Consider the following 23,623-nt stretch of genomic DNA (forward strand, 5'->3'; position numbering starts at 1 on the left):
CCGAGGCCGCGGTCGCCGGCGCGCCGGCTTCGCGCGCCGGACGCAGCAGCGAATCGAAACGCCGGTCGAACGCCGCGTAGCGATAGGCGGGCAGGCAGTAGGTCCAGCCTTGCCAGCGCGCATTCAGCCGCGCGGCTTCGTCGGCCGCGGCGCGCGTCCCGGCCGGCGAAGCCGCCGCCGCGGCGGGCTCGGCCGTAGCGCGCAGGCGCACGAAGTTCTGCCCGCCCTGCCGCCATGCGTCGGCGTCGACGGTCAGCCCGTCCCAGGTGCGGAAGCGCGCATGCGCAGGCGCGGCGCCGGCGGGCGGCGTGCGCACCGAGGCGACGTAGACGTCGTCAAGCTCGAGCCCGGCAAGCGCCGCGGCGATGTCCTCCGCCGCGTACGGCGTGGCCAGCTCGCGCCGCCGTACGATCTCGCGCGCGCTGTAGTGGCTGTCGTCGCGATGCGTCTTGTACACGGTGAACGCCGGGCCGCCGGTCGGCGCCAGCGTCACCTCGCGCACGCGCGCGGCGGGAATGTCGGCGATTTCGCGCTCGAGCCAGTGCGCGGGATCCGCATCGACGCGCAGGTCGCCCATGGCCAGCCAACTGCGCGCCTCGCCCGGACGGCGCGCGAAGGTGCCGCCGGCGCGCGGGTCGTAGCGGCCGACGATCAGCGCCAGCGGCCGCGCCAGGCCGTGCAGCGCGACCTGCACGCCGCCCGCCCGCGGTTGCGCGACGTCCTCGACGCCGAGCACCGCGTAGCGCGCCGGATCGGCGGTCTTCGGTTCGGCCAGGCGCGCCTGCGCAAGCTGCAGCAGCAGGCCGCGCAGCGCGACGACGTCGGCCGGATAGCCGTGCCGCTGGCCGACCGTCCAGCCGGACGCGCCGCGCCGCAGCGTCACGCGCACGTCGCCGCCGGCGCCGACCAGGTCGACGCGGTCGACCGCGTTGACGTTCGCGGCCAGTTCCGGCAGCAGCGGCGCCGCGTTCCCGCCGAGGTCGACGGCCGGCGCGCGCCGCCAGTTCAGCGCGATCGCCGCCGCCACCGCCAGCGCGGCGAGCACGGCCAGCAGCAGCAGCGTGCGCGCCCTCACCACGGCTCGCCTCCGGCCGCGCGGCGGCGGCGCGCGCGCCGCCACGCGTAGGCCATCGCGACCAGCGTAAGCAGGATCGGCATCAGCGCGATGTCGAGGAACTTCAGGCGCGCGCCGAGCGCCTCGATCTCGGCGTCGAGCTGGCGCTGCACGTCGCGCAGCTCGCGGCGGATCGCCAGCTTGCGCTTGAGGAAGGCCTCCAGCTCCTGCTTCTGCGCGGGGCTGAGGATCTGCGCGTTGTCGCCGGCCTTTTCCTGCTGCAGGCCGGCCAGGCGCCGCTCGGTGTCGGCCAGCTCGCGCTCCAGCTCCGCCTGCTTGGCGCGGAAGCGCTCGTCGGCGCTGCGGCGCAACGCCTCGACGCGGGTGAACGGCCGGCGCGCGCTGGCGCGGCCGCGGATCGAGATCAGCTCGGAGGAGCCGGCCAGGTAATCGACCGCGTTGACCGCGAAATCGCCGTTGTTGGCGAACGCGTTCAGCAGGGTCTGGCCGAAGAACGGCGTCATCTGCACCCACAGGCGATCCGACAGCAGGTCGGTGTCGGCGACCAGCAGGATCTGCCCCGGCGCCCTGGCCGCGTCGAGGTGGCCCGCGCCCTTGCGCTCGGGGAAGGCGCTGCGGAAGCGGCCTTCGAGCCAGCCGGCGATCACGTAGTGCACGTTGTCCGGACGGTAACCGACCAGCAGCGCGCCGGGGTCGGGCTGCAGGCGCACGCGCGCGGCCGGCACGCGCATCGCATCGGCCGTGCTTTGCAGCAACGGCACCAGTTGCGCGGTGCTGTCCGGCGCGAGCGCGAAGCAGCCGGCGCTGGATACGTTGATGCTCTGCAGGTTGGCGGTGATCACGTCGTCGCGGTTGAGGTCCTCGGCGGTGTAGCCGAGCACGGCCGGATGGCGCACCGGCGCGGCGTCGGCGCTCATCGCGATCGACAGTGCGCGTGCGCGGTCGAGCACCACCGCGTCGGGGTCGTAGCTGACCCCCCAGGCCTTGAACAGGCGCGGCAGGTCGGAGCTGCGCGGCGCCAGCGACGCGATGCCGCCGTCGGCCGCGTCCGGCGCGACGTCGGTTTCGGCATCCGGATCGACGAACACCGCCAGCCGGCCGCCGCGCATCACGAACTGGTCGACCGCGTACAGCGCGTCGTCCGGCAACTGGCGCGGCTGCACCAGCAGCAGCACCTGCACGTCGGCGCCGATCGCCTGCGTGTGCTGCGCGTCGAGCACGCGCACGTCGAACAACTGGCGCAGTTCCTGCAGCACCGCCCACGGCGGCTGCGCGGCGCGGCTGCGCGGGTCGACGCCGCCGGCGAGCGGCAGGCGGCTGAGCACGGCGACCACCGGCTTGCGCGGCATGGTCAGGTCGTGGACCAGCTTGGCGATGTCGTACTCGAGGAACGCTTCCTTGTCCGGCTGGAAGAACGGGATCACCGCCTGGCCGTCGGTGGAGTTGGTGCCGACCAGGCCGAAGAACACCTTGGCGCCGCCGCTGCCGATCGGCGCCGCGGACAGGCCGGCGCCGGCGGCGCGGTCCTCGTCCTCGGAGAACGGCAGCGGATCGACCACTTCCAGTTGCAGCTTGCCGCGGGCGCGCTGCGCCATCTCCTCCAGCATCTCGCGCACGCGCTGCTGGTAGCTGCGCAGTTGCGGCAGGTCGCGGGTGGCGTGCTCGGAGAAGAACAGCGTCAGCCGCACCGGCTCGTCGATGCCGGCGAGGATCGCGCGGGTGCCCGGCGACAGCGTGTACAGATGGTCCTCGGTGAGGTCGATGCGCGCGCCGCGCAGGAGCTGGTTGCCGACCAGCACCAGCGCGACGAACAGCACGCCGAGCAGGGCCAGCGCGAGGACGACGGCGGATTTGCGGTGGTTGGACGTCATCGCGTCAGTCGGCCTTCTTGAGGTCGAGCAGCAGCGCGCCGGCGTACAGCCAGAACCCGATCACCAGCGCGAAGAACAGCAGGTCGCGCAGATCGAGCACGCCCTTGGCGATCGCCGCGAAGTGGGCGAGGAAGCTGAGCGAGGCGATGCCGTCCACCAGCGCCTGCGGCAGGAAGCTGCGGAAGAAGTTCAGCACCAGCGGGAAGCCGGCCAGCAGGAACAGGAAGCACGTCGTCACGGTGAGGATGAACGCCACGATCTGGCTGCGCGTCGTCGCCGATAGGCACGAGCCGATCGCCAGGAACGCGCCGGCCATCAGCAGGCTGCCGAGGTAGCCGGCCAGGATCGCGCCGTTGTCGGGCTGGCCGAGGTAGTTCGCGGTCAGCCAGATCGGGAAGGTCAGCGCCAGCGCGATCGCGACGAACGCCCACGCGGCGAGGAACTTGCCGAGCACCGCCTGCGTCATCGTCACCGGCAGCGTCAGCAGCAGCTCGATCGTGCCGCTCTTGCGCTCCTCCGCCCACAGCCGCATCGCCACCGCCGGCACCAGGAACAGGTACAGCCATGGCTGGAACTGGAAGAACGGCTGCAGGTCGGCTTGGCCGCGCTCGTAGAAATCGCCCATGTAGAAGGTGAGCGCGCCCGACAGCAGCAGGAAGATGACGATGAACACGTACGCCACCGGGGTGGCGAAGTAGCTGGCGAACTCGCGGCGGAACACGCCGAACATCGCGCTCATGCCGCGGCCTCCGCGGCCGGCCCGGTGGTGATGCGGCGGAACACCTCGTCGAGGCGGCCGCGCTCGAGCTGGATCTCGGTGATGCGGATGCCCTGCGCGGCGAGCAGCGCCTGCACATCGCCGAGGATCTGCCTGCCCTGGCGCGGGAACACGGTGATGCGGCCATCCAGCGGATCGACCTCGACGCTCTCCACCACCGGCAGGCGCTCCAGCGCCTCGCGCGCGGCGAGGCTGCTGACCGCGCTGAAAGATACCGCGCCGTGATAGCGCGAGCGCGCCTCCAGTTCGGCCGGCGTGGCGTCGGCCAGCAGGCGGCCGTGCGCGATGATCACCACCCGGTTGCACACCGCGTGCACCTCCTCCAGCAGGTGCGTGGAGATCACGATCGTGCGCTCGCGCGCCATCGCGTTGATCAGGCCGCGCACCTCGTGCTTCTGGTTCGGGTCGAGGCCGTCGGTGGGCTCGTCCAGGATCAGCACCTTCGGGTCGTGCACGATCGCCTGCGCCAGGCCGACGCGGCGCTTGAAGCCTTTCGACAGCGTGTCGATCGGCTGCTCCAGCACGCGCTCGAGCTGCAGCCGGCCGATCACCTCGTGCAGCCGGCGCCGGCGCTGCTCGGGATCGATGCGGCGCATGCGCACGATGAACTGCAGGAACTCGCGCACGCTCATCTCGCCGTAGCTGGGCGCGCCTTCGGGCAGGTAGCCGAGCGTGCGCTTGGCGGCCAGCGGCTCGGTCTCGACGTCGTGGCCGCACACCTTCGCCGAACCCGCGCTGGGCGCCAGGAAGCCGGCGAGCATCTTCATCGTGGTCGACTTGCCGGCGCCGTTGGGGCCGAGGAAGCCCAGCACCTGGCCGGGCTCGACGCGGAAGCTGATGCCGGCGACGGCGACGATGTCGCCGTAGAGCCGGGTGAGGTTGTCGGTTTCGATCATCGCGAGCCTTGCGCAGCGGATCCGTCGGCGCGCCGGCCGGCATCGCGCACGCCGCGGCGGGGCACGCGCCGGCGGATCGGACGACGGCGATTCGGCGTCGCCGCGCCCCGCGCGCCGCGGCGGCGGTCGTCGCGGCACGGGTCGACGGCGACAGGCAATGTACCGCATCGCCGCCAGGAAAGTTCCCGCGCCGCGCGCACGCGCGAGGAAAAGGGTTCCGGTGCCGTCGGCGGGCGCGGCCCCGGCCGCGATCCCGGATCGGCGGTCCCGGCGCAAGGCATCCCCTGCAGACGCTGGCGATCCGGGGCCGCAGCCCTTCCCGCGGCTACCGGCGAGGCGCGCCCGAAGCCGCGCTCCCGCGCCGGGGACGCGCCACGAAAAAGCCCTCCCCGCTCGCGCGGGGAGGGCCTCGTCAACACCCTGCCGCGGTGCGGATCAGGCGCCGGCCGCGGTGCTCGCCGGGGCGGGCGCCGGAGCGCTCGCGGCCGGCGCGGGCGCCGCCGGAAGGCGGCCGCTGGCCTGCTCGGGCGTCTGCGCCGGCGCATCGATCAGCGGCAGGTAGACCAGGAACTTCTGCGCGTCGTACGCGGTGACGTTCGGCGGCGTGATGTTCTGGTCGTAGTAGCGGTGCGTGACCTCGTCGAAGCGGTAGCCGTGGGTCAGCGCGTAGGCCTTCAGTGCCAGGCGGGTCAGCGGGATGCCGGCGGGGGTGCCGTCCCATTCGGCGATCAGCGCGTTGCCGCCAAAGGCCATGCGCGCGCGCACTTTGGCGTCGACGACCAGGTCGCCCTTGTCGTCGGTGCTGCCCGGCTTGAGGTCGGCCGGCGCCGGCGCCTGCTCGTCCTCGCCGGCGTCGGCGGCCTTGGCCGGCGGCGTGACGAGCTTGGTCAAATCGTAGCCGTTGGCACCCACGTTGATCGTCGTGGTGTTGATCGGCACGGCCACGTCGAACACGTAGTTCTCGTCGCCCCAGTCGGTGGTGAAGGTGGTGCGCGGGCCGTTGGCGCCGACACCCATCTTCTGCATCGCGGCGTTGATCTGGTCGACCGCGGTGGCGGTGGCGGCATCGACCTCTTCCAGCGAACGCGGCGCCTTGGTCGAGACGAACAGGATCGGCTGCGGCGTGGTCGGCACGATCTTGATCGCGACCTTGCTGTAGTCGACGTTCGGAATCGCCGCCAGCACGTTCTGCATGTTCTTCAGGCTGTACTGGATCAGCGAGTCGGGCTCGCCGTGCACGCTGTCCCAGGACAGGCCGGCCAGGCGCGAGATCAGGTTCCAGCCGTAATCGACGTCGTAGGACCAGGTGATCTTGACCAGCTTCTGGTTCTCGGCGCGCTTGAAGGCGATCGTGAACGTCTTGTCCTTGCCGTTCCAGTCGTTGTCCAGCGCCCAGGTCACCTTGCCGCCGGTGCCGAGCGGATCGAACTCGCTGGAAACGACCGTCAGGTTGCCGTTGCGGACGCGGCGATCGGTGCTGGTCCAGTCGATCTTCGCGCCGTCGCCGTAGGCCGGGCCTTCCAGCGTGTACTGCATCTTCGGATCGTACGCGCGCAGCACGGCGTACTCCGGGAAGCGGCGGAAATTGTTGAAGATGTCGTAAATGTGGCGGATGTCGTGGCTGACCTCGATCGAGCGCTCGGCATGGCCGTGGCTGGGCAGCGCCAGGCTGACCACCACCGCAAGCACGAGAACCATCACCACGGCAACGAGGAATTCAAGCAGGCGCGTCATTCCAAAGTTCTCCGGACGTCTTTCATCGGCACCGGAACGGCGCCGGGATACGATCGGCCAAGGCGCTCCCCAGGGGTGGGTGCGGCGGGCAGCGCACCGCCGAAGTGGACCATGTTACTTGCTCCCGGGCGCGAACGCTATCCGGCCTCCGGGCTTGCCGGAGCGATCAGACGATGCCCAGTTCCAGCGCTTTCAGCACGGCCCGCGTGCGGTCGCGCACGCCCAGCTTCGACAGGATGTTGGACACGTGGTTCTTGACCGTGCCCTCCGCCACGCCCAGCGAGTTGGCGATTTCCTTGTTGCTGTAGCCGCCGGCCATCAGGCGCAGGATCTCGGTCTCGCGCTCGGTCAGCGGGTCCGGCTGGTCGAGGCTGGAGAACTGGTTCTGGATGCGTCCCACGCCGGCGAGCAGGCGCTGCGTCACCACCGGCGCGACCAGCGAGCCGCCGGCGGCGACGGTCTTGACCGCCTCGACCAGTTGGTCCAGCGAGACGTCCTTCAGCAGGTAGCCGCGCGCGCCGGCCTTCAGCCCGGCCAGCACCAGCTGGTCGTCGTCGAAGGTGGTCAGGATGATCGTCGGCGGCAACTGGTTGCGCGCGGCCAGCGCGTTCAGCACGTCGAGGCCGCTCATGCCGGGCATGCGCAGGTCGAGCAGGACCACGTCCGGCTTGACCTGCGGGATCGTTTCGACCGCGCTCGCGCCGTCGCCGCACTCGGCGGCGACGCGGATGTCGTCGGTCAGCTCGAGCAGCGAGCGGATGCCCTGGCGCACCAGGGTCTGGTCGTCGACGAGACAGACGGAAATCATTGCAGCGGCCCCCGTTCGGTTCGCGCCCGCGCGCGCAGGGCGCTCACGTCGTGCCCCGCGTCTGCAGCGGCAGCCAGGCGTCCAGCGCAAAACCGCGCTCGTGCGCGGTGTCGATGGCGAGGCGGCCGCCGAATTCTGCCAGACGTTCGCGCATGCCGGTGAGGCCGTTGCCGGGGCGGATCTCGCCGGCGCCGCGGCCGTCGTCGCGCGCCTCCAGCTTGAGCTCGCCGTCGGCGGTGCGCTCGAAGCGCAGCGTCAGGTTGCGCGCGCCGGCGTGGCGCACGGCATTGGTGACGATCTCTTGCACGCAGCGCAGCACCACCTGCGCGCGGCGCGGATCCTCGACGCAGAAGCGCGGCGGCAGCTCCAGGCGCACGGCCAGCCCGGGCACGCCCTCGGTCAGCGAGCGCAGCGCCTGGGTCAGGTCCAGCGCGTCGTCCTGGCGCAGCTCGCTGACCACCTCGCGCACGTCGCCGAGCAGTTGCTTGGCCACCGCCTGCGCCTTGCGCACGTGCTCCCCGGCCGGCTCCGCGGCCAGGTGGCTGGCCACTTCGAGGTTGAGGCTGAGCGCGGTCAGGTGGTGGCCGACCAGATCGTGCAGCTCGCGGGCGATGCGCATGCGCTCGGTGATGCGGCTGGACTCGGCCAGCAGCGCGCGCGTCGCGCGCAGCTCGGAGTTCAGGCCGCGCAGTTGCTCGCGCTCCTCGGCCTGCTGGCGCGCCACCACCGAGGTGACGAAGGTCAGCGCGGAGAAGCCGAGGTACAGGCTGGCCTGCAGGAAGGCGTTGACCGGGTCCATGCCGAGGCTGGTGAACACCGGCACCAGCGCGAAGTTCTGCAGCATCATCCAGGCGATGCCGAGCGGCAGCGTCAGCAGCCACGGCAGCACCACCGAGACCAGCACCAGCAGCAGCGCCGACAGGCCGCTCTGGCTGTACCAGCCCACCGCCATCGCGGTGCCGGTCAGCACCAGCAGGCCGAACAGTTTGACGCCCCAGTAGCGGCGCGAGCCGAGATTGCGCGTCAGCAGCCAGTAGCTGAGCCCGAACGCGAGGTAGCACAGCACCCAGGCCAGCAGCGCGAAGCTCGGCTGGTCCAGCGCGTCGAGCCGGCCCAGCGCCCAGTCCACGCGCAGCAGCGGAATGCCCGCGCAGACGTAGGCGAACAGGCCGGCATAACGCAGCAGGCGGATGTGATTGAAGGAAACCCAGGACATCGCGGCCATCATAGGCGGCCCGTGCGGCCCCGCAAGCCAACCGACGGCACGGACGGGCCGCTTACGCGCGCTTAACGGATCGCCGCGTCATGCCCGCGCCGGGCGTCGCATGCCATAATCGGCGGGTAGATCGCGTCGGCGCAGGGGGCCGGCGACCGTACCCCGCAGCTTTCCGGAGCAAGAATGGCTCTAGCCATCCGCGACGTGCGCGAGACCGACCTCGACGCCGTCCTCGCCTTGAACAATGCCGCCGCCCCCGCGATCCTGCCGCTGGAGGGCGCGCGCCTGCGGCGCTTCCACCAGGTCGCCGACTACTTCCGCGTCGCCGAGGTCGACGGCCACCTGGCCGGCTTCCTGATCGCGCTGCGCGAAAACGCCGACTACGGCAGCCCGAACTTCCGCTGGTTCCGCAGCCGCTTCGAGCAGTTCGTCTACATCGACCGCATCGTCGTCGCCAGCGCCTACCGCGGGCACGGCCTCGGCCGCGTGTTCTACTGCGACGTGCAGAGCTACGCCGAGGTGCGCGTGCCCAAGCTGTGCTGCGAGGTGTTCCTGGAGCCGCGCGACGACGTCGCCGTGCTGTTCCACGGCACCTACGGCTTCCAGGAAGTCGGCCAGCAGCCGATGCCCGAGATCGGCCGCCGCGTCAGCCTGCTCGCCAAGGACCTGCCCAGCTTCGCGTTCGTGCGCGAACGCTACCTCGCGCACGACGGCCTGCCCGACCTGCCGTGGCTGGCCGGGCGCAAGCGCCCGCTCGCGGACCCGCGCCTGCGCGTGGCCGGCGGCTCGTGAGGGCGGCCGCATGAATGTACGCCCCGGGACGGCGGAAGCCGTCTGCGACCTGCGCTTCGGCCAGGTCGGCATCGCCTGCGTGCGGCTGCGCCGCGACGATGCCGCCGCCCTGCACGAGGAACTGGACAGGCGCGTGCGCAGCGCGCCGCAACTGTTCCAGCGCGCCGCCGTGGTGCTGGACCTCTCGCACCTGTCCGCGCTGCCCGACGACGGCGCCGTGGACGCGCTGCTCGAGGCGATCCGCGCGGCGGGCATGCTGCCGGTCGGCCTCGCCTACGGCACCGCCGACACCGAAGCGCTGGCCAGGCGCTTGGGCCTGCCGCTGATCGCCAAGTTCCGCGCCGCCTACGAGCGCGACAACGGCGAGCCGGCGGCGGCGGCCGCGCCTGCGCCGACGCGCGCCAAGCCAGCCGCCAGGGCCGTCGCCGAGGACACGGCCGTGCGCATCGCGCAGCACCACGCGCAGCCGGTGCGTTCCGGCCAGCAGGTGTACGCGCGCGGACGCGACCTGGTGGTGGCCGCGCCGGTCGCCAACGGCGCCGAGGTGATCGCCGACGGTTCGGTGCACGTCTACGGCGCGCTGCGCGGCCGCGCGCTGGCCGGCGCGCAGGGCGAGGCGCAGGCGCGCATCTACTGCACGGAATTCCGCGCCGAGCTGGTTTCGATCGCGGGCCAGTACCGCGTGTTCGAGCAGATCCCGGCCGAGCTCGACGGCCAGCCGGTGCAGATCTGGCTGGACGGGGACAAATTGCGCATCGCCCGCCTCGAGCGGTAGCGAAACACACCACGATCCGACGGAGATCGAAGCCTTGACTGAAACCATCGTCGTCACCTCCGGCAAGGGCGGGGTCGGCAAGACCACCACCAGCGCATCCATCGCCACCGGCCTTGCCCAGCGCGGCCACAAGGTGGCCGTGATCGACTTCGACGTCGGCCTGCGCAACCTCGACCTGATCATGGGCTGCGAGCGGCGCGTGGTGTACGACTTCGTCAATGTGATCCAGGGCGAGGCCGCGCTGCGCCAGGCACTGATCAAGGACAAGCGCCACGAGACGCTGTTCGTGCTCGCCGCCTCGCAGACGCGCGACAAGGACTCGCTGACCCAGGAAGGCGTCGGCAACGTGCTCGAGGCGCTGGCGCAGGACGGCTTCGACTACGTCATCTGCGACTCGCCCGCCGGCATCGAGAAAGGCGCGCACCTGGCGATGTACTACGCCGACCGCGCGCTGGTGGTGGTCAATCCCGAAGTGTCGTCGGTGCGCGACTCCGACCGCATCCTCGGCCTGCTCGCCAGCAAGACCCGGCGCGCCGAGCGCGGCGACGGCGCGGTGCAGCAGCACCTGCTGCTGACCCGCTACAACCCGGCGCGCGTCGAGGCCGGCGAGATGATGAGCGTCAAGGACGTCGAGGAAGTGCTCGGCATCCCGGTGCTCGGCGTGATCCCCGAGCACGAGAGCGTGCTGGCGGCCTCCAACCAGGGCGTGCCGGTGATCCTGGAGGAAAGCTCGCACGCCGGCCACGCCTACACCGACGCGGTGGCGCGCCTGCTCGGCGAGGAGCGGCCGATGCGCTTCCTGGACGCCCCGAAGAAGGGTTTCCTCAAGCGCGTATTCGGAGGCTGAGCGATGGGCATCCTCGATTTCCTCAAGACGCGTCCGAAGAACACCGCCAACATCGCCCGCGAGCGCCTGCGCATCATCGTCGCGCAGGAACGCTCGCAGCGCGGCGGCCCCGACTACCTGCCGCTGCTGCGCAGCGAACTGCTGGCGGTGATCAAGAAGTACGTCAACGTCGACCCCGAGGCGGTGCTGATCAACGTCGAGCGCGACAGCGGCCAGGAAGTGCTGGAGCTGTCGGTGACGCTGCCCGAGGTGAAGGCGTAGGCCGGGGCACGCCGGCGAAGCGCATCGCGGCGTAGGGCGGACCGAGGCGCGCGGCGCCGGGTCCGCCTTCGTGCGGGCGCCGCCCGCGGTTCCACGCCGCGCGCTCGAACCGCCCCGGCCGCGACGAACCGCCCGCTGCGCACGCATGCCCGCCGCCCTCGCCGCCGCCACCGACGTGCTGCGCCTCGCCGACATCGGCTTCGAGGCGCCCGCCGCGCTGCTCGCCCGTCACGGCCTGGCGCTGGTGCGCGTGCCCGACGGCGCGCCGATCCCCGGCAGCTACTGGGGCGAGTGCGAGGCCGGCGTGATCGGCGCCACCGTCCACGCGCGCGCCGACACCCCCGTGCACTCGCTGCTGCACGAGGCCTGCCACCTGATCGTGCTGCCGCCCGAGCGCCGCGCCGCCGTGCACACCGACGCCAGCGACTCGATCGAGGAAGAGGACGCGACCTGCTACCTGCAGATCGTGCTGGCCGACGCGCTGCCCGGCGTCGGCCGCGCATGCGTGATGGCCGACATGGACGCCTGGGGCTACAGCTTCCGGCTCGGCTCCGCACGCGCCTGGTTCGAGCGCGACGCTGGCGAGGCGCGCGCCTTCCTCGTCGCGCGCGGACTGCTGCCCGCTTCCGGCTGAACACCCTTGCGCGCCTGTGTGGCGCGCACTAGCCTCGCCTCTCCACTTGGGGAGGTTCCGCGATGAAACCGATGCACGCCTCGCTGGCGCTGGCCGTGGCGCTGGCGCTCGCCGCCTGCTCTTCCTCCAAGGCGCCGGAAACCTCGGCGCAGGCGCCGGCCAGGGCCGCGCCGACCGCCGCCGAGGCGCACGCGTTCGTCGCGCAGATGAACAAGGACTACAAGGCGCAATCGCTGGAACCGGCCGCCGCCGAGTGGGTCGCCGAGACCTACATCACCGGCGACACGCAGATGCTGACGGCGAAGGCGCAGGAGCGCTACCTGAAGTGGCTGTCGGACGAGATCGGGCGCGCGCGCCCCTACGAGGCCGCCGCCGGCATCGAGCCCGCGGACAAGCGCGCGCTGCAACTGCTCAAGCTGCAGACCGCGATCCCGGCGCCGAAGAACCCCGCGCACCTGACCGAGCTGACCACGCTCGCGTCCCGGCTCACCGCCGCCTACGGCGCCGGCAAGTACTGCACCGACGCCAACGACCCGAAAACCTGCAGGAACCTCGACGACGCCAGCAAGATCCTCGCCGAGGACCGCGACTGGAACGACGACCTCGCCGCCTGGCAGGGCTGGCACAGCGTCGGCCGCGGCATGCGCGGCGACTACGTGCGCTTCGTCGAGTTGCTGAACGAGGGCGCCAAGGATCTCGGCTACGACAACGTCGGCACCATGTGGCGCGCCGGCTACGACATGAGCCCGGCCGACTTCAACGCCGAGACCGACCGCCTGTGGAGCCAGGTCAAGCCGCTGTACTCGCAACTGCAGTGCTACGTGCGGCGCAGGCTGAAGGACCAGTACGGCGACCGCATGCCGGCCGACGGCACCATCCCCGCGCACGTCACCGGCAACATGTGGGCGCAGGACTGGTCGAACATCTACAGCCTCGTGCAGCCGTATCCCGGCGCCGGCAGCCTCGACGTCGACGCGCGCCTGCAGGCCGGGCGCGACGCCGAGTACCGCAAGCTGCTGGCCGCGTTCAAGGGCAAGCCGACCGCCGACGACCTCGCCGCGCTCGACCGCCAGGCCGACGCCGGCAACGCGCTGGTGATGGTCAAGCGCGCCGAGGACTTCTACACCTCGATCGGCTTCCCGGCGCTGCCGGCGTCGTTCTTCGAGAAATCGATGTTCCTGCGCCCGCGCGACCGCGACGCGCTGTGCCACGCCAGCGCATGGCCGATGAACTTCGCCACCGACGTGCGCTTCAAGATGTGCATCCGCCCGACCGCGGAAGACCAGTACACGGTCTACCACGAGATGGGGCACATCTATTACTTCCTCGCCTACAAGGACCAGCCGCCGATCTTCCAGGGCGGCGCCAACGACGGTTTCCACGAGGCGATCGGCGACACCATCCGCCTGAACCTGACGCCCGCCTACCTGCACCGCATCGGCCTGGCCGGCGCCGCCAGCGAGGACGAGAAGGCGGTGATCAACGCGCAGATGAAGCTGGCGCTGGAGAAGGTGGCGTTCCTGCCGTTCGGCCTGCTGATCGACAAGTGGCGCTGGGGCGTGTTCGACGGCTCGATCAAGCCGGCGCAGTACAACACCGCGTGGTGGGAGCTGCGCCGCAAGTACCAGGGCGTGTCCGCGCCAGTCGCGCGCGACGCCGCGGACTTCGACCCGGGCGCGAAGAACCACGTGCCGACCAACGTGCCCTACATGCGCTACTTCCTCGCCGACATCCTGCAGTTCCAGTTCCAGCGCGCGCTGTGCAAGGACGCCGGCTTCGACGGCCCGCTGTACCAGTGCTCGATCTACGGCAACAAGGACGCCGGCGCGAAGTTCTGGCGGATGCTCGGCGCCGGCGCCAGCGAACCTTGGCAGCAGACGCTGAAGACGCTGACCGGCAAGGACGACATGGACGCCAGCGCGATCATCGACTACTTCCAGCCGCTGCACGCCTGGTTGCAGGAGCAGAACAAGGGCGTCGACTGCGGCTGGACGGGCGAGGGCTGAGGCGAGGCACGGCCCCGTCCCGAAGGCCGGATCCTGCCCTCCCCGCTTACGCCGGCGGGCGAGGGGAAACGCACACCGTCCGCACATCCACACGCACAGGAATCGACCATGCAACGCTGGCTCAAGCTCCCCGACGGCCGCTTCATCGACGCCAACGCCATCGTCTACATCGGCAAGCCGGAAGGCTTTCCGCGCCTCGACGAGGACGGCAACGACCTCGGCCCCGGCGTGGCGGTGCTGCTCGGCACCGGCCTCGCGCGCGAACAGCAGCTCAGCGTGACCGGCTCGCGCGAGGAAATGATGGCGCTGCTGAAGGCGCTGATGAGCGTCGGCGCGGCGTCCGCCTGAGGTCAGGCCGCGGGCGCCGGGGCCGCCTGCGCGGCCTCGCGCCTGCACATCGCGCGGTACCAGCGCCAACTGGCGAAGCCGACCGCGGTCAGCAGCGCCGCGCCCAGCGCCAGCTTCGGCGCGCTGTCCGACAGCAGCGGCGAGATCGCGCCGGCCAGCACCGCGTTGAAGATCAGCGCCACGAAGGTCTGCATCGACGAGGCCGCGCCGCGATGCGCGGGGAAGCGGTCGAGCAGCAACAGCACCAGCGTCGGGAAACTCAGCGTGATGCCGATCGCATGCACGCCGATCGGGATCACCGACCACGGCAGGCGCGGCTGCGGCAGCCACGCGTGCAGCGCCACGTTGGCCGCGCTGGCGGCCAGCATGATCGCGTAGCCGGCGCCGACCGTCGCCGCCACCGACACCTTGCCGGCGAGCCGCCCGGACAGCCACGCGCCCGCCATCATGCCGCCGATCGCCGGCACGAACAGCCACGGGAAGCCCGCGCGCGACAGGTGCAGCAGGTCGAGCACGAACGCCGGCGCCGACACGATGTAGACGAACAGCGCGCTGAAGTTCACCGTGCTCGAGATCGCCAGCGGCCAGAACTGGCGGTCGCCGAGGATGTGCCGGCAGGTCGCCAGCAGCGGCGCCGGCGCGAACGGCTGGCGCGCCTCGCGTGCGTGCGTTTCCGGCAGGCTCAGCGCGCAGGCCGCGCCGAGCGCCAGCGCGAACGCCGCCATCGCCCAGAAGATGCCGCGCCAGCCGGCGATGCCGAGCAGCGCCGCGCCGACGACCGGCGCGATCGCCGGCGCGATGCCGAAGATCAGCGTGACCTGCGCCATCAGCCGCTGCGCCTCGGCGCCGTGGTAGCGGTCGCGCACGATCGCGCGGCCGACGATCTGGCCGGCGCCGGCGGACATGCCCTGCAGGGCGCGGCAGACCAGCAGCGCCGTCATCGAAGTCGTCAGCGCCGCCGCCGCCGCGGACAGCGCGTACACGCCCAGGCCGACGACGATCACCGGGCGACGCCCGTAGGCGTCCGACAGCGGGCCGTGGAACAGTCCCATCAGCGCGTAGGCGACCAGGTAGACGCTGAGCGTCTGCTGCATCTCCACCTTGCCCACGCCGAATTCGCGGGCGATGTCGGGAAAGCCGGGGAAGATCGTGTCGATCGAGAACGGCCCGAGCATCGACAGCAGCGCGAGCAGCACCGCCAGCATGCCGTGCGAGGTGGCGTGGAAACGGGACATGGGCGGCCGCGGCGGGATTTGCCAGAATCGTAGCGGTTAGCCACGGATGCCGCAGCATGCCGAACGCCACGCGCACGATCCGCGACATCTTTGCCAGCTTCCTGCGCCTCGGCCTGACCAGCTTCGGCGGACCGGTCGCGCACCTCGGCTATTTCCACCGCGAATTCGTCGAACGGCGGCGCTGGATCGGCGCGGCCGACTACGCGGAGGTCGTCGCGCTGTGCCAGTTCCTGCCGGGACCGGCATCCAGCCAGGTCGGCATCGCGCTGGGCCTGCGCTGGGCCGGATTCACCGGCGCGCTGGCGGCGTGGCTCGGCTTCACGCTGCCCTCGGCGCTGCTGATGCTCGGCGCCGCCTACGGCCTGCACGCGCTGCCCGCCGGCGCCGCCGGCGCGCTGGCCGGGCTCGGCCTGGTCGCGCTGGCGGTGGTGGCGCTGGCGGTGATGCAGATGGCGCGCCGGCTGCTGGCCGGGGCGCGGCGCTGGGGCGTGGCCGCGATCGCCGCGGCGCTGGTGCTCGCGCTGCCGGGCACGCGCGGACAGCTCGCCGCGCTGGCGGCGGGCGCGCTGCTCGGCATGGCGCTGCTGCACGACGCGAGCGCCGCGAACGGCGAATCGCCCGACGCGCCGCGCGCGCGCCGTCGCCACGCGCTGCTGGCGCTGGGATTGTTCTTCGCGCTGCTGCTCGGCCTGCCCTGGCTGGCCGCACTCACCGGCAACGGCGCCATCGCGCGCGCCTCCGCGTTCTATCGCGCCGGCAGCCTGGTGTTCGGCGGCGGCCACGTCGTGCTGCCGCTGCTGGAGGGCGCGACGGTGCCGCAGGGCTGGATCGGCCGCGACGCTTTCCTCGCCGGCTACGGCCTGGCGCAGGCGCTGCCCGGCCCGCTGTTCGCGTTCGCGGCCTACCTCGGCGCGGCGATTGCGACGCCGCCGAACGGCGCCGCCGGCGCGGCGCTGGCGCTGGTCGCGATCTACCTGCCGTCGTTCCTGCTGCTCGCCGGCGTGCTGCCGTTCTGGCAGCGGCTGGGCCATCTCGCCACGGCGCGGCGCGCGCTGGCGGGGCTGAACGCCGCGGTGGTCGGCCTGCTCGCGGCAACGTGGGTGTCGCCGCTGGCCACCGGCAGCCTGCGCGGCCCGCGCGACGCGCTGCTCGTGCTCGCGGCATTCGCGCTGCTCGCGGCGGCGCGGCTGCCGAGCTGGCTGGTGGTGGTACTCGGCGCGGCGGCGGGCGCGCTGTGGCTGTGACGCGGCGACATCCGGCTTGAGCGCCGGCCGGCGCGGCCGCTACCATCCGCGCCAGGGAGATGGCATGCCTCCCGCCCGCGAGGGCGAACCGCCGATGGCCCGTCCGTCCGGCTGATGATGCCTGCACCGCCGGCCCCGGCGGCGCAGGTTTTTTTCATGCCTGCGTCCGGAGCCGTTCACGCGAATTCTGGAGGCACGATGGGCGTCACCGCATTCCTCGCCGTCGGAACCGGCGCCGCGCTCGGCGCGTGGTTGCGCTGGTGGCTGGGCGTCCTGCTCAACCCGCTGTTCCCGACGCTGCCGCTGGGCACGCTGGCGGCGAACCTGCTGGGCGGCTTCGTCATGGGCCTGGCGCTGGGCGCGTTCGCGCACTACCAGGCGCTGTCGCCGGAAGCGCGGCTGTTTTTGACCACCGGCTTCCTCGGCGGCCTGACCACGTTCTCGACGTTTTCCGGCGAGGCCGCCACGCTGCTGCTGCGCCAGCAGTACGCCTGGTTCGGCGCGCACGTGCTGGTCCACGTGGCCGGTTCGCTGGCGGCGACGCTGGCCGGGCTCGCCTTGATCCGCACGCTGCTGCGCGCTTGAATGAGAGGTGACGCATGAACGCCGGCCGGGACATGACCTACCAGGGCGTCTATCTGCGCTTCTTCATGCACGCCACCGCCAGGCACGGCGGCATGCTGCTGTACGAATGGATCCTCGAGCAGGCCAAGCGCGAGGGGCTGGCCGGCGGCTCGGTGTTCCGCGCCATCGCCGGCTTCGGCCGCCACGGCGTGCTGCACGAGGAGCACTTCTTCGAACTGGCCGGCGACCTGCCGGTGAAGGTCGAGTTCATCCTGCGCGAACCCGAGGCCGAGCGCCTGCTGGAGATCGTGCGCGACTCGGGCGCCGCGCTGGTCTACGCGCGCGCGCCGACCGCGTTCGGCGTGCTGGAGCCCGCGCCCCGCTGAACCCCACTCGGCACCAAGGAGGCGGCATGACCGAGGACAGTCTGAAAGCCCGTGCCCAGGAACTGCTCGCCCACGCCGGCGTGCGCATCGACGGCGACGCGCCGCACGACGTCCGCGTGCACGAGCCGCAGCTCTACGCGCGCGTGTTCGCGCACGGCTCGCTCGGCCTCGGCGAGGCCTACATGGACGGCTGGTGGGACTGCGCCGACCTCGCCGGCTTCTTCTTCCGCGTGCTCGACGCGCACGTCGACGAGCACCTGAAGACGCTCGACACGCTGCTCGCCCACCTCAGAGCGCGCTTCGTCAACCTGCAGCGCGGCGAGCGCGCCTGGGAAATCGGCAAGGCGCACTACGACCTCGGCAACGACCTGTTCCACGCAATGCTGGGCAAGCGCCTGGTGTATTCGTGCGGCTACTGGAAGGACGCATCGGACCTCGACGCCGCGCAGGAGGCCAAGCTCGACCTGGTCTGCCGCAAGCTGCAATTGAAGCCCGGCATGCGCGTACTCGACATCGGCTGCGGCTGGGGCGAGGCGCTGAAGTTCGCCGCCGAGCGCTACGGTGCGCGCGGCGTCGGCGTGACCGTGTCGGAGCAGCAGGCCGCCTACGCGCGCGAGCTGTGTGCCGGGCTGCCGGTCGAGATCCGCCTGCAGGACTACCGCGAGCTGGACGAGCGCTTCGACGCGATCTTCTCGATCGGCATGTTCGAGCACGTCGGCTGGAAGAACTACCGCACCTATTTCGAGACGGCGCGGCGCTGCCTCGCCGGCGACGGCCCTGCGGGTGGAGGATTATTCCTGCTGCACGCGATCGGCACCAACGAGGCGCCCAGCCGCCCCGATCCGTGGATCGAGAAGTACATCTTCCCCAACTCGATGATCCCGGCGGCCAGCCAGGTGACGGCGGCGCTGGAAGGGCTGTTCGTGGTCGAGGACTGGCACAACTTCGGCGCCGACTACGAGCGCACGCTGATGGCCTGGCGCGCCAACGTCGAGGCCGCCTGGCCGCAGCTCGCCGCGCGCTACGACGAGCGCTTCCGCCGCATGTGGCGCTTCTACCTGTCGTGCTCCGCCGCGGTGTTCCGCGCCCGCCGCGACCAGCTCTGGCAGTTGACGCTCAGCCCGCGCGGCGTGCGCGGCGGCTACCGCGTGCCGCGCTGAGGCGACGCCGCGCACGCCCTCGCCGGCCGGCGCCAAGCGTGCGCGGTAGCGCAGGATGGGCTCCGGCCCACCGATCGCCACCGCCGCGTCGACGATGGGCCGGAGCCCACCCTGCCCACGCGCTGCTGACCGGAATCAACGCCGCGCACGCGCTGATGCGCTAGCCTGTCCGCCCCTGCATCCGACATTGCGCCATGCTGCCGTACGACGAACCCAACGCGACGGGCATCGCCGCCCTGGTCGACCGCTTCTACGACAAGGTGCGCGTCGATCCGCTGCTCGGCCCGGTATTCAACGCCGCGGTCCACGACTGGGCCGCGCACAAGCGCCTGCTGACCGCCTTCTGGTCGTCGGTGGTGCTGCGCAGCGGCGAATATCGCGGCAACCCGATGGCGGCGCATCTTCCGCATCCGATCCGCGGCGAGCACTTCGAGCGCTGGCTGGCGCTGTGGCGCGAAACCAGCGGCGAGGTGTTCGCCGACGCCGCCGCCGACGTGTTCCGCGACTACGCCGCGCGCATCGCCCGCGGGCTCAGCCTCGGGCTCGGCCTGAAGCCGCCCGGCGAGGCGCGCGCGCTCGGCCTTCCCGTCCGCGGCGCGTAGTCCTTCGCCGCGGTCGGCCGATTGCGGCACAATCGTCCGCTTCCCGGCGCGTCCGACGCGCCTTCCCTGACGCAAGCCGATGATCCTGCAAGCGAACTACGAACAGATCCCGCTGAAGGAGTACGCCGAGCGGGCCTATCTCGACTACTCGATGTACGTGGTGCTGGACCGCGCCCTGCCGTTCGTCGGCGACGGCCTGAAGCCGGTGCAGCGGCGCATCGTCTACGCGATGAGCGAACTCGGGCTGGCCGCCGGCGCCAAGCCGAAGAAGTCGGCGCGCACGGTCGGCGACGTGATCGGCAAGTTCCACCCGCACGGCGACAGCGCCTGCTACGAGGCGCTGGTGCTGATGGCGCAGCCGTTCTCCTACCGCTATCCGCTGATCGACGGCCAGGGCAACTTCGGCTCGCCGGACGACCCGAAGAGCTTCGCGGCGATGCGCTACACCGAGTCGAAGCTGACGCCGATCGCCGAAGTGCTGCTCGGCGAGATCGCGCAGGGCACGGTGGACTGGGTGCCGAACTTCGACGGCACGCTGGAGGAGCCGTCGTGGCTGCCGGCGCGCCTGCCGCACGTGCTGCTGAACGGCTCGACCGGCATCGCGGTCGGCATGGCCACCGACATTCCGCCGCACAACCTGCGCGAAGTCGCCAGCGCCTGCATCCGCCTGCTGGACGATCCGGACGCCAGCGTGCGCGATCTCTGCGAGCACGTGCGCGGCCCGGACTTCCCGACCGCGGCCGAAATCATCACGCCGCGCCGCGAGCTGCTGGCGATGTACGAGAGCGGCGTGGGCTCGGTGCGCGCACGCGCCGTGTACGCCGCCGAGAACGGCAACGTGGTGATCACCGCGCTGCCCTACCAGGTGTCGCCGTCGAAGATCCTCGAGCAGATCGCCGCGCAGATGCGCGCCAAGAAGCTGCCGATGCTGGAGGACCTGCGCGACGAGTCCGACCACGAGAACCCGATCCGCCTAGTGCTGGTGCCGCGTTCCAGCCGCATCGACGCGGACGAAATGATGCAGCACCTGTTCGCGACCACGGATCTCGAGAAGAGCTTCCGCGTCAACCTCAACATGATCGGCCTGGACGGCCGCCCGCAGGTGAAGGGGCTGCGCGCGATCCTCGCCGAGTGGCTGCGCTTCCGCACCGACACGGTGACGCGCCGGCTGAATCACCGCCTGGAGAAGGTCGAGCGCCGCCTGCACCTGCTGGAAGGCCTGCGCGTCGCCTACCTCAACCTCGACGAGGTGATCCGCATCATCCGCACCGAGGAGGAGCCGAAGCCGGTGCTGATGAAGCGCTTCGGCCTCAGCGAGGAGCAGACCGATTACATCCTCGAGACCCGGCTGCGCCAACTGGCGCGCCTCGAGGAGATGAAGATCAACGCCGAGCGCGACGAGCTGGAGGAGGAGCGCGCGCGCATCAGCGTGCTGCTGAAATCGCCGGCCAAGCTGAAGTCGCTGATCAAGGACGAGCTGAAGGCCGACGCGAAGAAGTACGGCGACGAGCGCCGCGCGCCGCTGGTCGAGCGCGAGGCCGCGCACGCGCTGGACGAGAGCGCGCTGGTCGCCTCCGAGCCGGTCACGGTGGTGCTGAGCGCCATGGGCTGGGTGCGCGCGGCCAAGGGCCACGACGTCGACGCGCAGGGCATGAACTACCGCGAGGGCGACGCCTACCTCGCCGTCGCGCGCGGCCGCACCACGCAGCAGGCCGCCTTCGTCGACTCCACCGGCCGCAGCTACTCGACGCTCGCGCACACGCTGCCGTCCGCGCGCGGCAACGGCGAGCCGCTGACCGGCCGCTTCAGCCCGCCGGCGGGCGCGCGCTTCGACGCGGTCGCGATCGGCGAGGCGGAGACGCGGCTGGTGCTGGCCTCCGACTTCGGCTACGGCTTCGTGACGAGGTTCGACACGCTGTGCGGCCGCAACAAGGCCGGCAAGCAGGTGATCAACATGGACGACGACGCGCGCGTGCTGGCGCCGGCCTACGTCGCCGATCCGGCGCGCGACCGCATCGTGGTCGCCACCACTGACGGCCACCTGCTGATGTTCTCGGTCGCCGAACTGCCCGAGCTGGACAAGGGCGGCAAGGGCAACAAGCTGATCGAGATCCCCAAGGCCAAGCTCGCTTCCGGCGAGGAGCGCGTCGCCGGCGTCGCCGTGGTCGCCGAAGGTTCCGGCGAGGTCACGCTGTACGCCGGCCAGCGCAAGCTGATCCTGAAGTGGGCGGACCTGGTCGAATACGGCGGCAACCGCGCCACGCGCGGCGGCCTGCTGCCGCGCGGGTTCCGGCGCGTGGAGCGGATCGAGACCAGCGCGTAGCATCCATGCCATCCCAGGGACGGCGCTTGCCCCCGCCCCGGCCCGCCGCCGGGGAAGGGAGCGGTGGATGGATGGCGCGCCGGCGGATCCGGCGCACGCGCACGTTCGCAGGTTTGGAGAGAGCAACGCGATGCACGGCGAATACAAGGTTCCCGGCGGCAAGCTGGTGGTGGTCGATGCCGAGGTGCGCGACGGCCGCCTGGCCGTGGTGCAGGTGAGCGGCGACTTCTTCCTCGAACCGCCGGAAGCGCTGGACGCGATCAACGCGGCGCTGGAAGGCCAGCCGGCCGCCGCGGGCGAGGCCGCGCTCGCCGCCGCGGTGCGCGCCGCGCTGCAGGCGGACGTGGCGATGTACGGCTTCTCGCCGGAGGCGGTCGCGGTCGCCGTGCGCAGGGCGCTGGCATGAACGCCTCGACCTGGCTCGACCACGACTGGCAGTTGCTCCACGCCGCGCCGCAGGCGCCGACGCTGCACATGGCGCTGGACGAGGTACTGACCGACGAGGTCGCCGCGGGGCGCCGGCCGCCGACGCTGCGCGTGTGGGAATGGGCCGGCCCGGCCGTGGTGATCGGCCGCTTCCAGTCGCTGCGCAACGAGGTCGACGCGCACGGCGCCGCGCGCCACGGCATCGAGGTCGTGCGCCGCATCAGCGGCGGCGGCGCGATGTTCATCGAGCCCGGCAACACCATCACCTATTCGATCTACGCGCCGCTGACGATGGTCGCCGGCATGAGCTTCCAGGACGCCTATGCGCACATGGACGCGTGGGTGATCGAGGCGCTGCACGCGCTCGGCATCGACGCGCGCTACCAGCCGCTCAACGACATCACCGCGCCGGCCGGCAAGATCGCCGGCGCCGCGCAGGCGCGCCGCGGCGGCGCGGTGCTGCACCACGTCACCATGGCCTACGACATCGACGCGGCAAAGATGATGCAGGTGCTGCGCATCGGCCGCGAGAAGCTGTCCGACAAGGGCATCGCCAGCGCCGCCAAGCGCGTCGATCCGTTGCGCAGCCAGACCGGCCTGCCGCGCGAGGCGGTGATCGCGCGCATGGTCGACACCTTCCGCCAGCGCCACGGCCTGCGCGACGACACGCTGCGCGCCGGCGAACTGGCGCGCGCCGAGGCGCTGGCGGCGTCCAAGTTCGCCGATCCGGCGTGGACGGCGGTGGTGCCGTGATGCGCTGGCTGCGCCGTGCGCTGGTCGCCGTCGCCGTGCTGGCCGCGCTGGCGGGCGGCGCCGGCTGGCTGCTGCTGGCCGGCAGCCTGCCGCAGCTCGACGGCAGCGTCGCCGCGCACGGCCTGCGCGCGCCGGTGGCGGTCAGTCGCGACGCGCGCGGCGTGGTCACCCTCGAAGCGCGGGACCGCCGCGACCTCGCCTGGGCCACCGGCTTCGTGCACGCGCAGGAGCGCTACTTCCAGATGGACCTGCTGCGCCGCGTCGCCGCCGGCGAACTGGCCGAGCTGGTCGGGCCTGCCGCGATCGAGGTCGACATCAGGCATCGCCGCCACCGCTTCCGTGCGCTGGCGGAAAAGGTCTACGCCGGACTGCCGCCCGACGAGCGCGCGCTGGCCGACGCCTACCGCGACGGCGTCAACGCCGGCCTCGCCGCGCTGGACGTGCGGCCGTGGGAATACCTGCTGCTGCGCGCGCGCCCGCAGCGCTGGCGCAGCGAGGACAGCCTGCTGGTGATCGAGGCGATGTTCCTCGACTTGAACAACGACGGCTTCGACGACCGCGACCTGAGCCTCGCGCAGATGCGCGCCGCGCTGCCGGCGCCGCTGCTGGCGCTGCTGACCGCGCGCGACGGCACCTGGGAAGCGCCGCTGCAGGGCGCGGCCAGCCCGCCGCCGGCGATCCCCGGCGCCGACGTGTTCGACCTGCGCCGCATCGCGCTGCGCGCGCCGCTCGACGCGGCGCGCATCGCCGCCGCGCTGCCGCCGCCGGCGGAGCGCCCCGGCAGCAACAACTTCGCCGTGGCCGGCGCGCTGACCGCGAGCGGCGCGGCGATCGTCGCCAACGACATGCACCTCGCGCTGCGCGTGCCGAACATCTGGTTCCGCGCGCG

General features: G+C 71.9%; 24 protein-coding genes and 1 riboswitch. Of the genes, 16 read left to right on the top strand and 8 right to left on the bottom strand.

The annotated features are described in order from the left end of the window. The 7 genes from ABFC67_RS12765 to ABFC67_RS12795 form a co-directional block, all read right to left on the bottom strand. The coding region (locus ABFC67_RS12765; protein WP_346738413.1) for a DUF4340 domain-containing protein at window positions 1-1,078 on the bottom strand (1,078 nt) is incomplete at its 3' end. Beyond that, a complete protein-coding gene (locus ABFC67_RS12770; protein WP_346738414.1) occupies window positions 1,072-2,946 on the bottom strand; it encodes a Gldg family protein in 1,875 nt (624 codons plus the stop codon). The genes ABFC67_RS12765 and ABFC67_RS12770, both read right to left, overlap by 7 nt. A gap of 4 nt (window positions 2,947-2,950) precedes the next feature. Further along, window positions 2,951-3,685, bottom strand: a complete 735-nt coding sequence (locus ABFC67_RS12775; protein ID WP_346738415.1) for an ABC transporter permease subunit — start codon at window positions 3,683-3,685, stop codon at window positions 2,951-2,953. Then, window positions 3,682-4,620 (bottom strand): ABC transporter ATP-binding protein, encoded by a 939-nt coding sequence (locus tag ABFC67_RS12780; RefSeq protein WP_346738416.1) that lies wholly within the window; start codon window positions 4,618-4,620, stop codon window positions 3,682-3,684. The genes ABFC67_RS12775 and ABFC67_RS12780 overlap by 4 nt, the downstream gene beginning before the upstream one ends. A gap of 435 nt (window positions 4,621-5,055) precedes the next feature. Further along, window positions 5,056-6,354, bottom strand: coding sequence for a polyketide cyclase (locus tag ABFC67_RS12785; RefSeq protein ID WP_346738417.1), 1,299 nt, complete (start codon window positions 6,352-6,354; stop codon window positions 5,056-5,058). A 166-nt stretch (window positions 6,355-6,520) separates the two neighbouring features. Continuing rightward, a complete protein-coding gene (locus tag ABFC67_RS12790) occupies window positions 6,521-7,162 on the bottom strand; it encodes a response regulator transcription factor (RefSeq protein WP_346738418.1) in 642 nt (213 codons plus the stop codon). Between the two features lie 43 nt (window positions 7,163-7,205). Continuing rightward, window positions 7,206-8,378 carry a sensor histidine kinase gene (locus tag ABFC67_RS12795; protein ID WP_346738419.1) on the bottom strand — a complete coding sequence of 391 codons (1,173 nt, stop codon included), beginning with the start codon at window positions 8,376-8,378 and terminating at the stop codon, window positions 7,206-7,208. Window positions 8,379-8,561: 183 nt separating this feature from the next. Between ABFC67_RS12795 and ABFC67_RS12800 the strand changes: the two genes are divergently transcribed. The 7 genes from ABFC67_RS12800 (at window position 8,562) to ABFC67_RS12830 (ending at window position 14,041) form a co-directional block, all read left to right on the top strand. Continuing rightward, the gene (locus ABFC67_RS12800) at window positions 8,562-9,170 is read left to right on the top strand and encodes a GNAT family N-acetyltransferase (protein ID WP_346738420.1); all 609 of its coding nucleotides are present in this window, start codon (window positions 8,562-8,564) and stop codon (window positions 9,168-9,170) included. A gap of 10 nt (window positions 9,171-9,180) precedes the next feature. Further along, window positions 9,181-9,945 (top strand): septum site-determining protein MinC, encoded by a 765-nt coding sequence (gene minC / locus ABFC67_RS12805; protein WP_346738421.1) that lies wholly within the window; start codon window positions 9,181-9,183, stop codon window positions 9,943-9,945. Between the two features lie 34 nt (window positions 9,946-9,979). Continuing rightward, window positions 9,980-10,792: a septum site-determining protein MinD gene (minD, locus tag ABFC67_RS12810; RefSeq protein WP_346738422.1), complete on the top strand. Its 813-nt coding sequence runs from the start codon at window positions 9,980-9,982 to the stop codon at window positions 10,790-10,792. Between the two features lie 3 nt (window positions 10,793-10,795). Then, complete coding sequence (gene minE / locus ABFC67_RS12815; RefSeq protein WP_346738423.1) at window positions 10,796-11,053, top strand: cell division topological specificity factor MinE; 258 nt, start codon at window positions 10,796-10,798, stop codon at window positions 11,051-11,053. Window positions 11,054-11,198: 145 nt separating this feature from the next. Then, window positions 11,199-11,687 (top strand): hypothetical protein, encoded by a 489-nt coding sequence (locus ABFC67_RS12820; RefSeq protein ID WP_346738424.1) that lies wholly within the window; start codon window positions 11,199-11,201, stop codon window positions 11,685-11,687. 62 nt (window positions 11,688-11,749) lie between these two features. Beyond that, a complete protein-coding gene (locus ABFC67_RS12825) occupies window positions 11,750-13,693 on the top strand; it encodes a M2 family metallopeptidase (RefSeq protein ID WP_346738425.1) in 1,944 nt (647 codons plus the stop codon). 108 nt (window positions 13,694-13,801) lie between these two features. Further along, on the top strand, window positions 13,802-14,041 hold the full coding sequence (locus ABFC67_RS12830; RefSeq protein WP_346738426.1) for a hypothetical protein: 240 nt from the start codon (window positions 13,802-13,804) through the stop codon (window positions 14,039-14,041). Window positions 14,042-14,043: 2 nt separating this feature from the next. Here the strand turns inward: ABFC67_RS12830 and ABFC67_RS12835 are convergent, their stop codons facing one another. After that, window positions 14,044-15,276: a multidrug effflux MFS transporter gene (locus tag ABFC67_RS12835; protein WP_346738427.1), complete on the bottom strand. Its 1,233-nt coding sequence runs from the start codon at window positions 15,274-15,276 to the stop codon at window positions 14,044-14,046. A 56-nt stretch (window positions 15,277-15,332) separates the two neighbouring features. Here ABFC67_RS12835 and chrA point away from each other — a divergent pair, with 56 nt between their 5' ends. The 9 genes from chrA to ABFC67_RS12880 form a co-directional block, all read left to right on the top strand. Next, window positions 15,333-16,520, top strand: a complete 1,188-nt coding sequence (chrA, locus tag ABFC67_RS12840; protein WP_346738428.1) for a chromate efflux transporter — start codon at window positions 15,333-15,335, stop codon at window positions 16,518-16,520. A 46-nt stretch (window positions 16,521-16,566) separates the two neighbouring features. Continuing rightward, window positions 16,567-16,651, top strand: a riboswitch (Fluoride riboswitch). A 67-nt stretch (window positions 16,652-16,718) separates the two neighbouring features. After that, the gene (crcB, locus tag ABFC67_RS12845) at window positions 16,719-17,105 is read left to right on the top strand and encodes a fluoride efflux transporter CrcB (RefSeq protein ID WP_346738429.1); all 387 of its coding nucleotides are present in this window, start codon (window positions 16,719-16,721) and stop codon (window positions 17,103-17,105) included. A gap of 14 nt (window positions 17,106-17,119) precedes the next feature. Continuing rightward, window positions 17,120-17,470: a DUF190 domain-containing protein gene (locus ABFC67_RS12850; protein ID WP_346738430.1), complete on the top strand. Its 351-nt coding sequence runs from the start codon at window positions 17,120-17,122 to the stop codon at window positions 17,468-17,470. Window positions 17,471-17,496: 26 nt separating this feature from the next. Further along, window positions 17,497-18,630, top strand: a complete 1,134-nt coding sequence (cfa, locus tag ABFC67_RS12855; protein WP_346738431.1) for a cyclopropane fatty acyl phospholipid synthase — start codon at window positions 17,497-17,499, stop codon at window positions 18,628-18,630. A gap of 194 nt (window positions 18,631-18,824) precedes the next feature. Next, window positions 18,825-19,232 carry a group III truncated hemoglobin gene (locus ABFC67_RS12860; protein WP_346738432.1) on the top strand — a complete coding sequence of 136 codons (408 nt, stop codon included), beginning with the start codon at window positions 18,825-18,827 and terminating at the stop codon, window positions 19,230-19,232. Between the two features lie 79 nt (window positions 19,233-19,311). Further along, window positions 19,312-21,555 carry a DNA topoisomerase IV subunit A gene (parC, locus tag ABFC67_RS12865; RefSeq protein WP_346738433.1) on the top strand — a complete coding sequence of 748 codons (2,244 nt, stop codon included), beginning with the start codon at window positions 19,312-19,314 and terminating at the stop codon, window positions 21,553-21,555. A 67-nt stretch (window positions 21,556-21,622) separates the two neighbouring features. Further along, on the top strand, window positions 21,623-21,961 hold the full coding sequence (locus ABFC67_RS12870) for a biotin--protein ligase (protein WP_346738434.1): 339 nt from the start codon (window positions 21,623-21,625) through the stop codon (window positions 21,959-21,961). After that, a complete protein-coding gene (locus tag ABFC67_RS12875; protein ID WP_346738435.1) occupies window positions 21,958-22,734 on the top strand; it encodes a lipoate--protein ligase family protein in 777 nt (258 codons plus the stop codon). The genes ABFC67_RS12870 and ABFC67_RS12875 overlap by 4 nt, the downstream gene beginning before the upstream one ends. After that, on the top strand, window positions 22,734-23,623 hold an 890-nt coding region (locus ABFC67_RS12880), incomplete at its 3' end, for a penicillin acylase family protein (protein ID WP_346738436.1). The genes ABFC67_RS12875 and ABFC67_RS12880, both read left to right, overlap by 1 nt.

Origin of the sequence: Mizugakiibacter sp. (assembly GCF_039680435.1) — a bacterium.
Classification (GTDB): Bacteria; Pseudomonadota; Gammaproteobacteria; order Xanthomonadales; family Rhodanobacteraceae; genus Mizugakiibacter.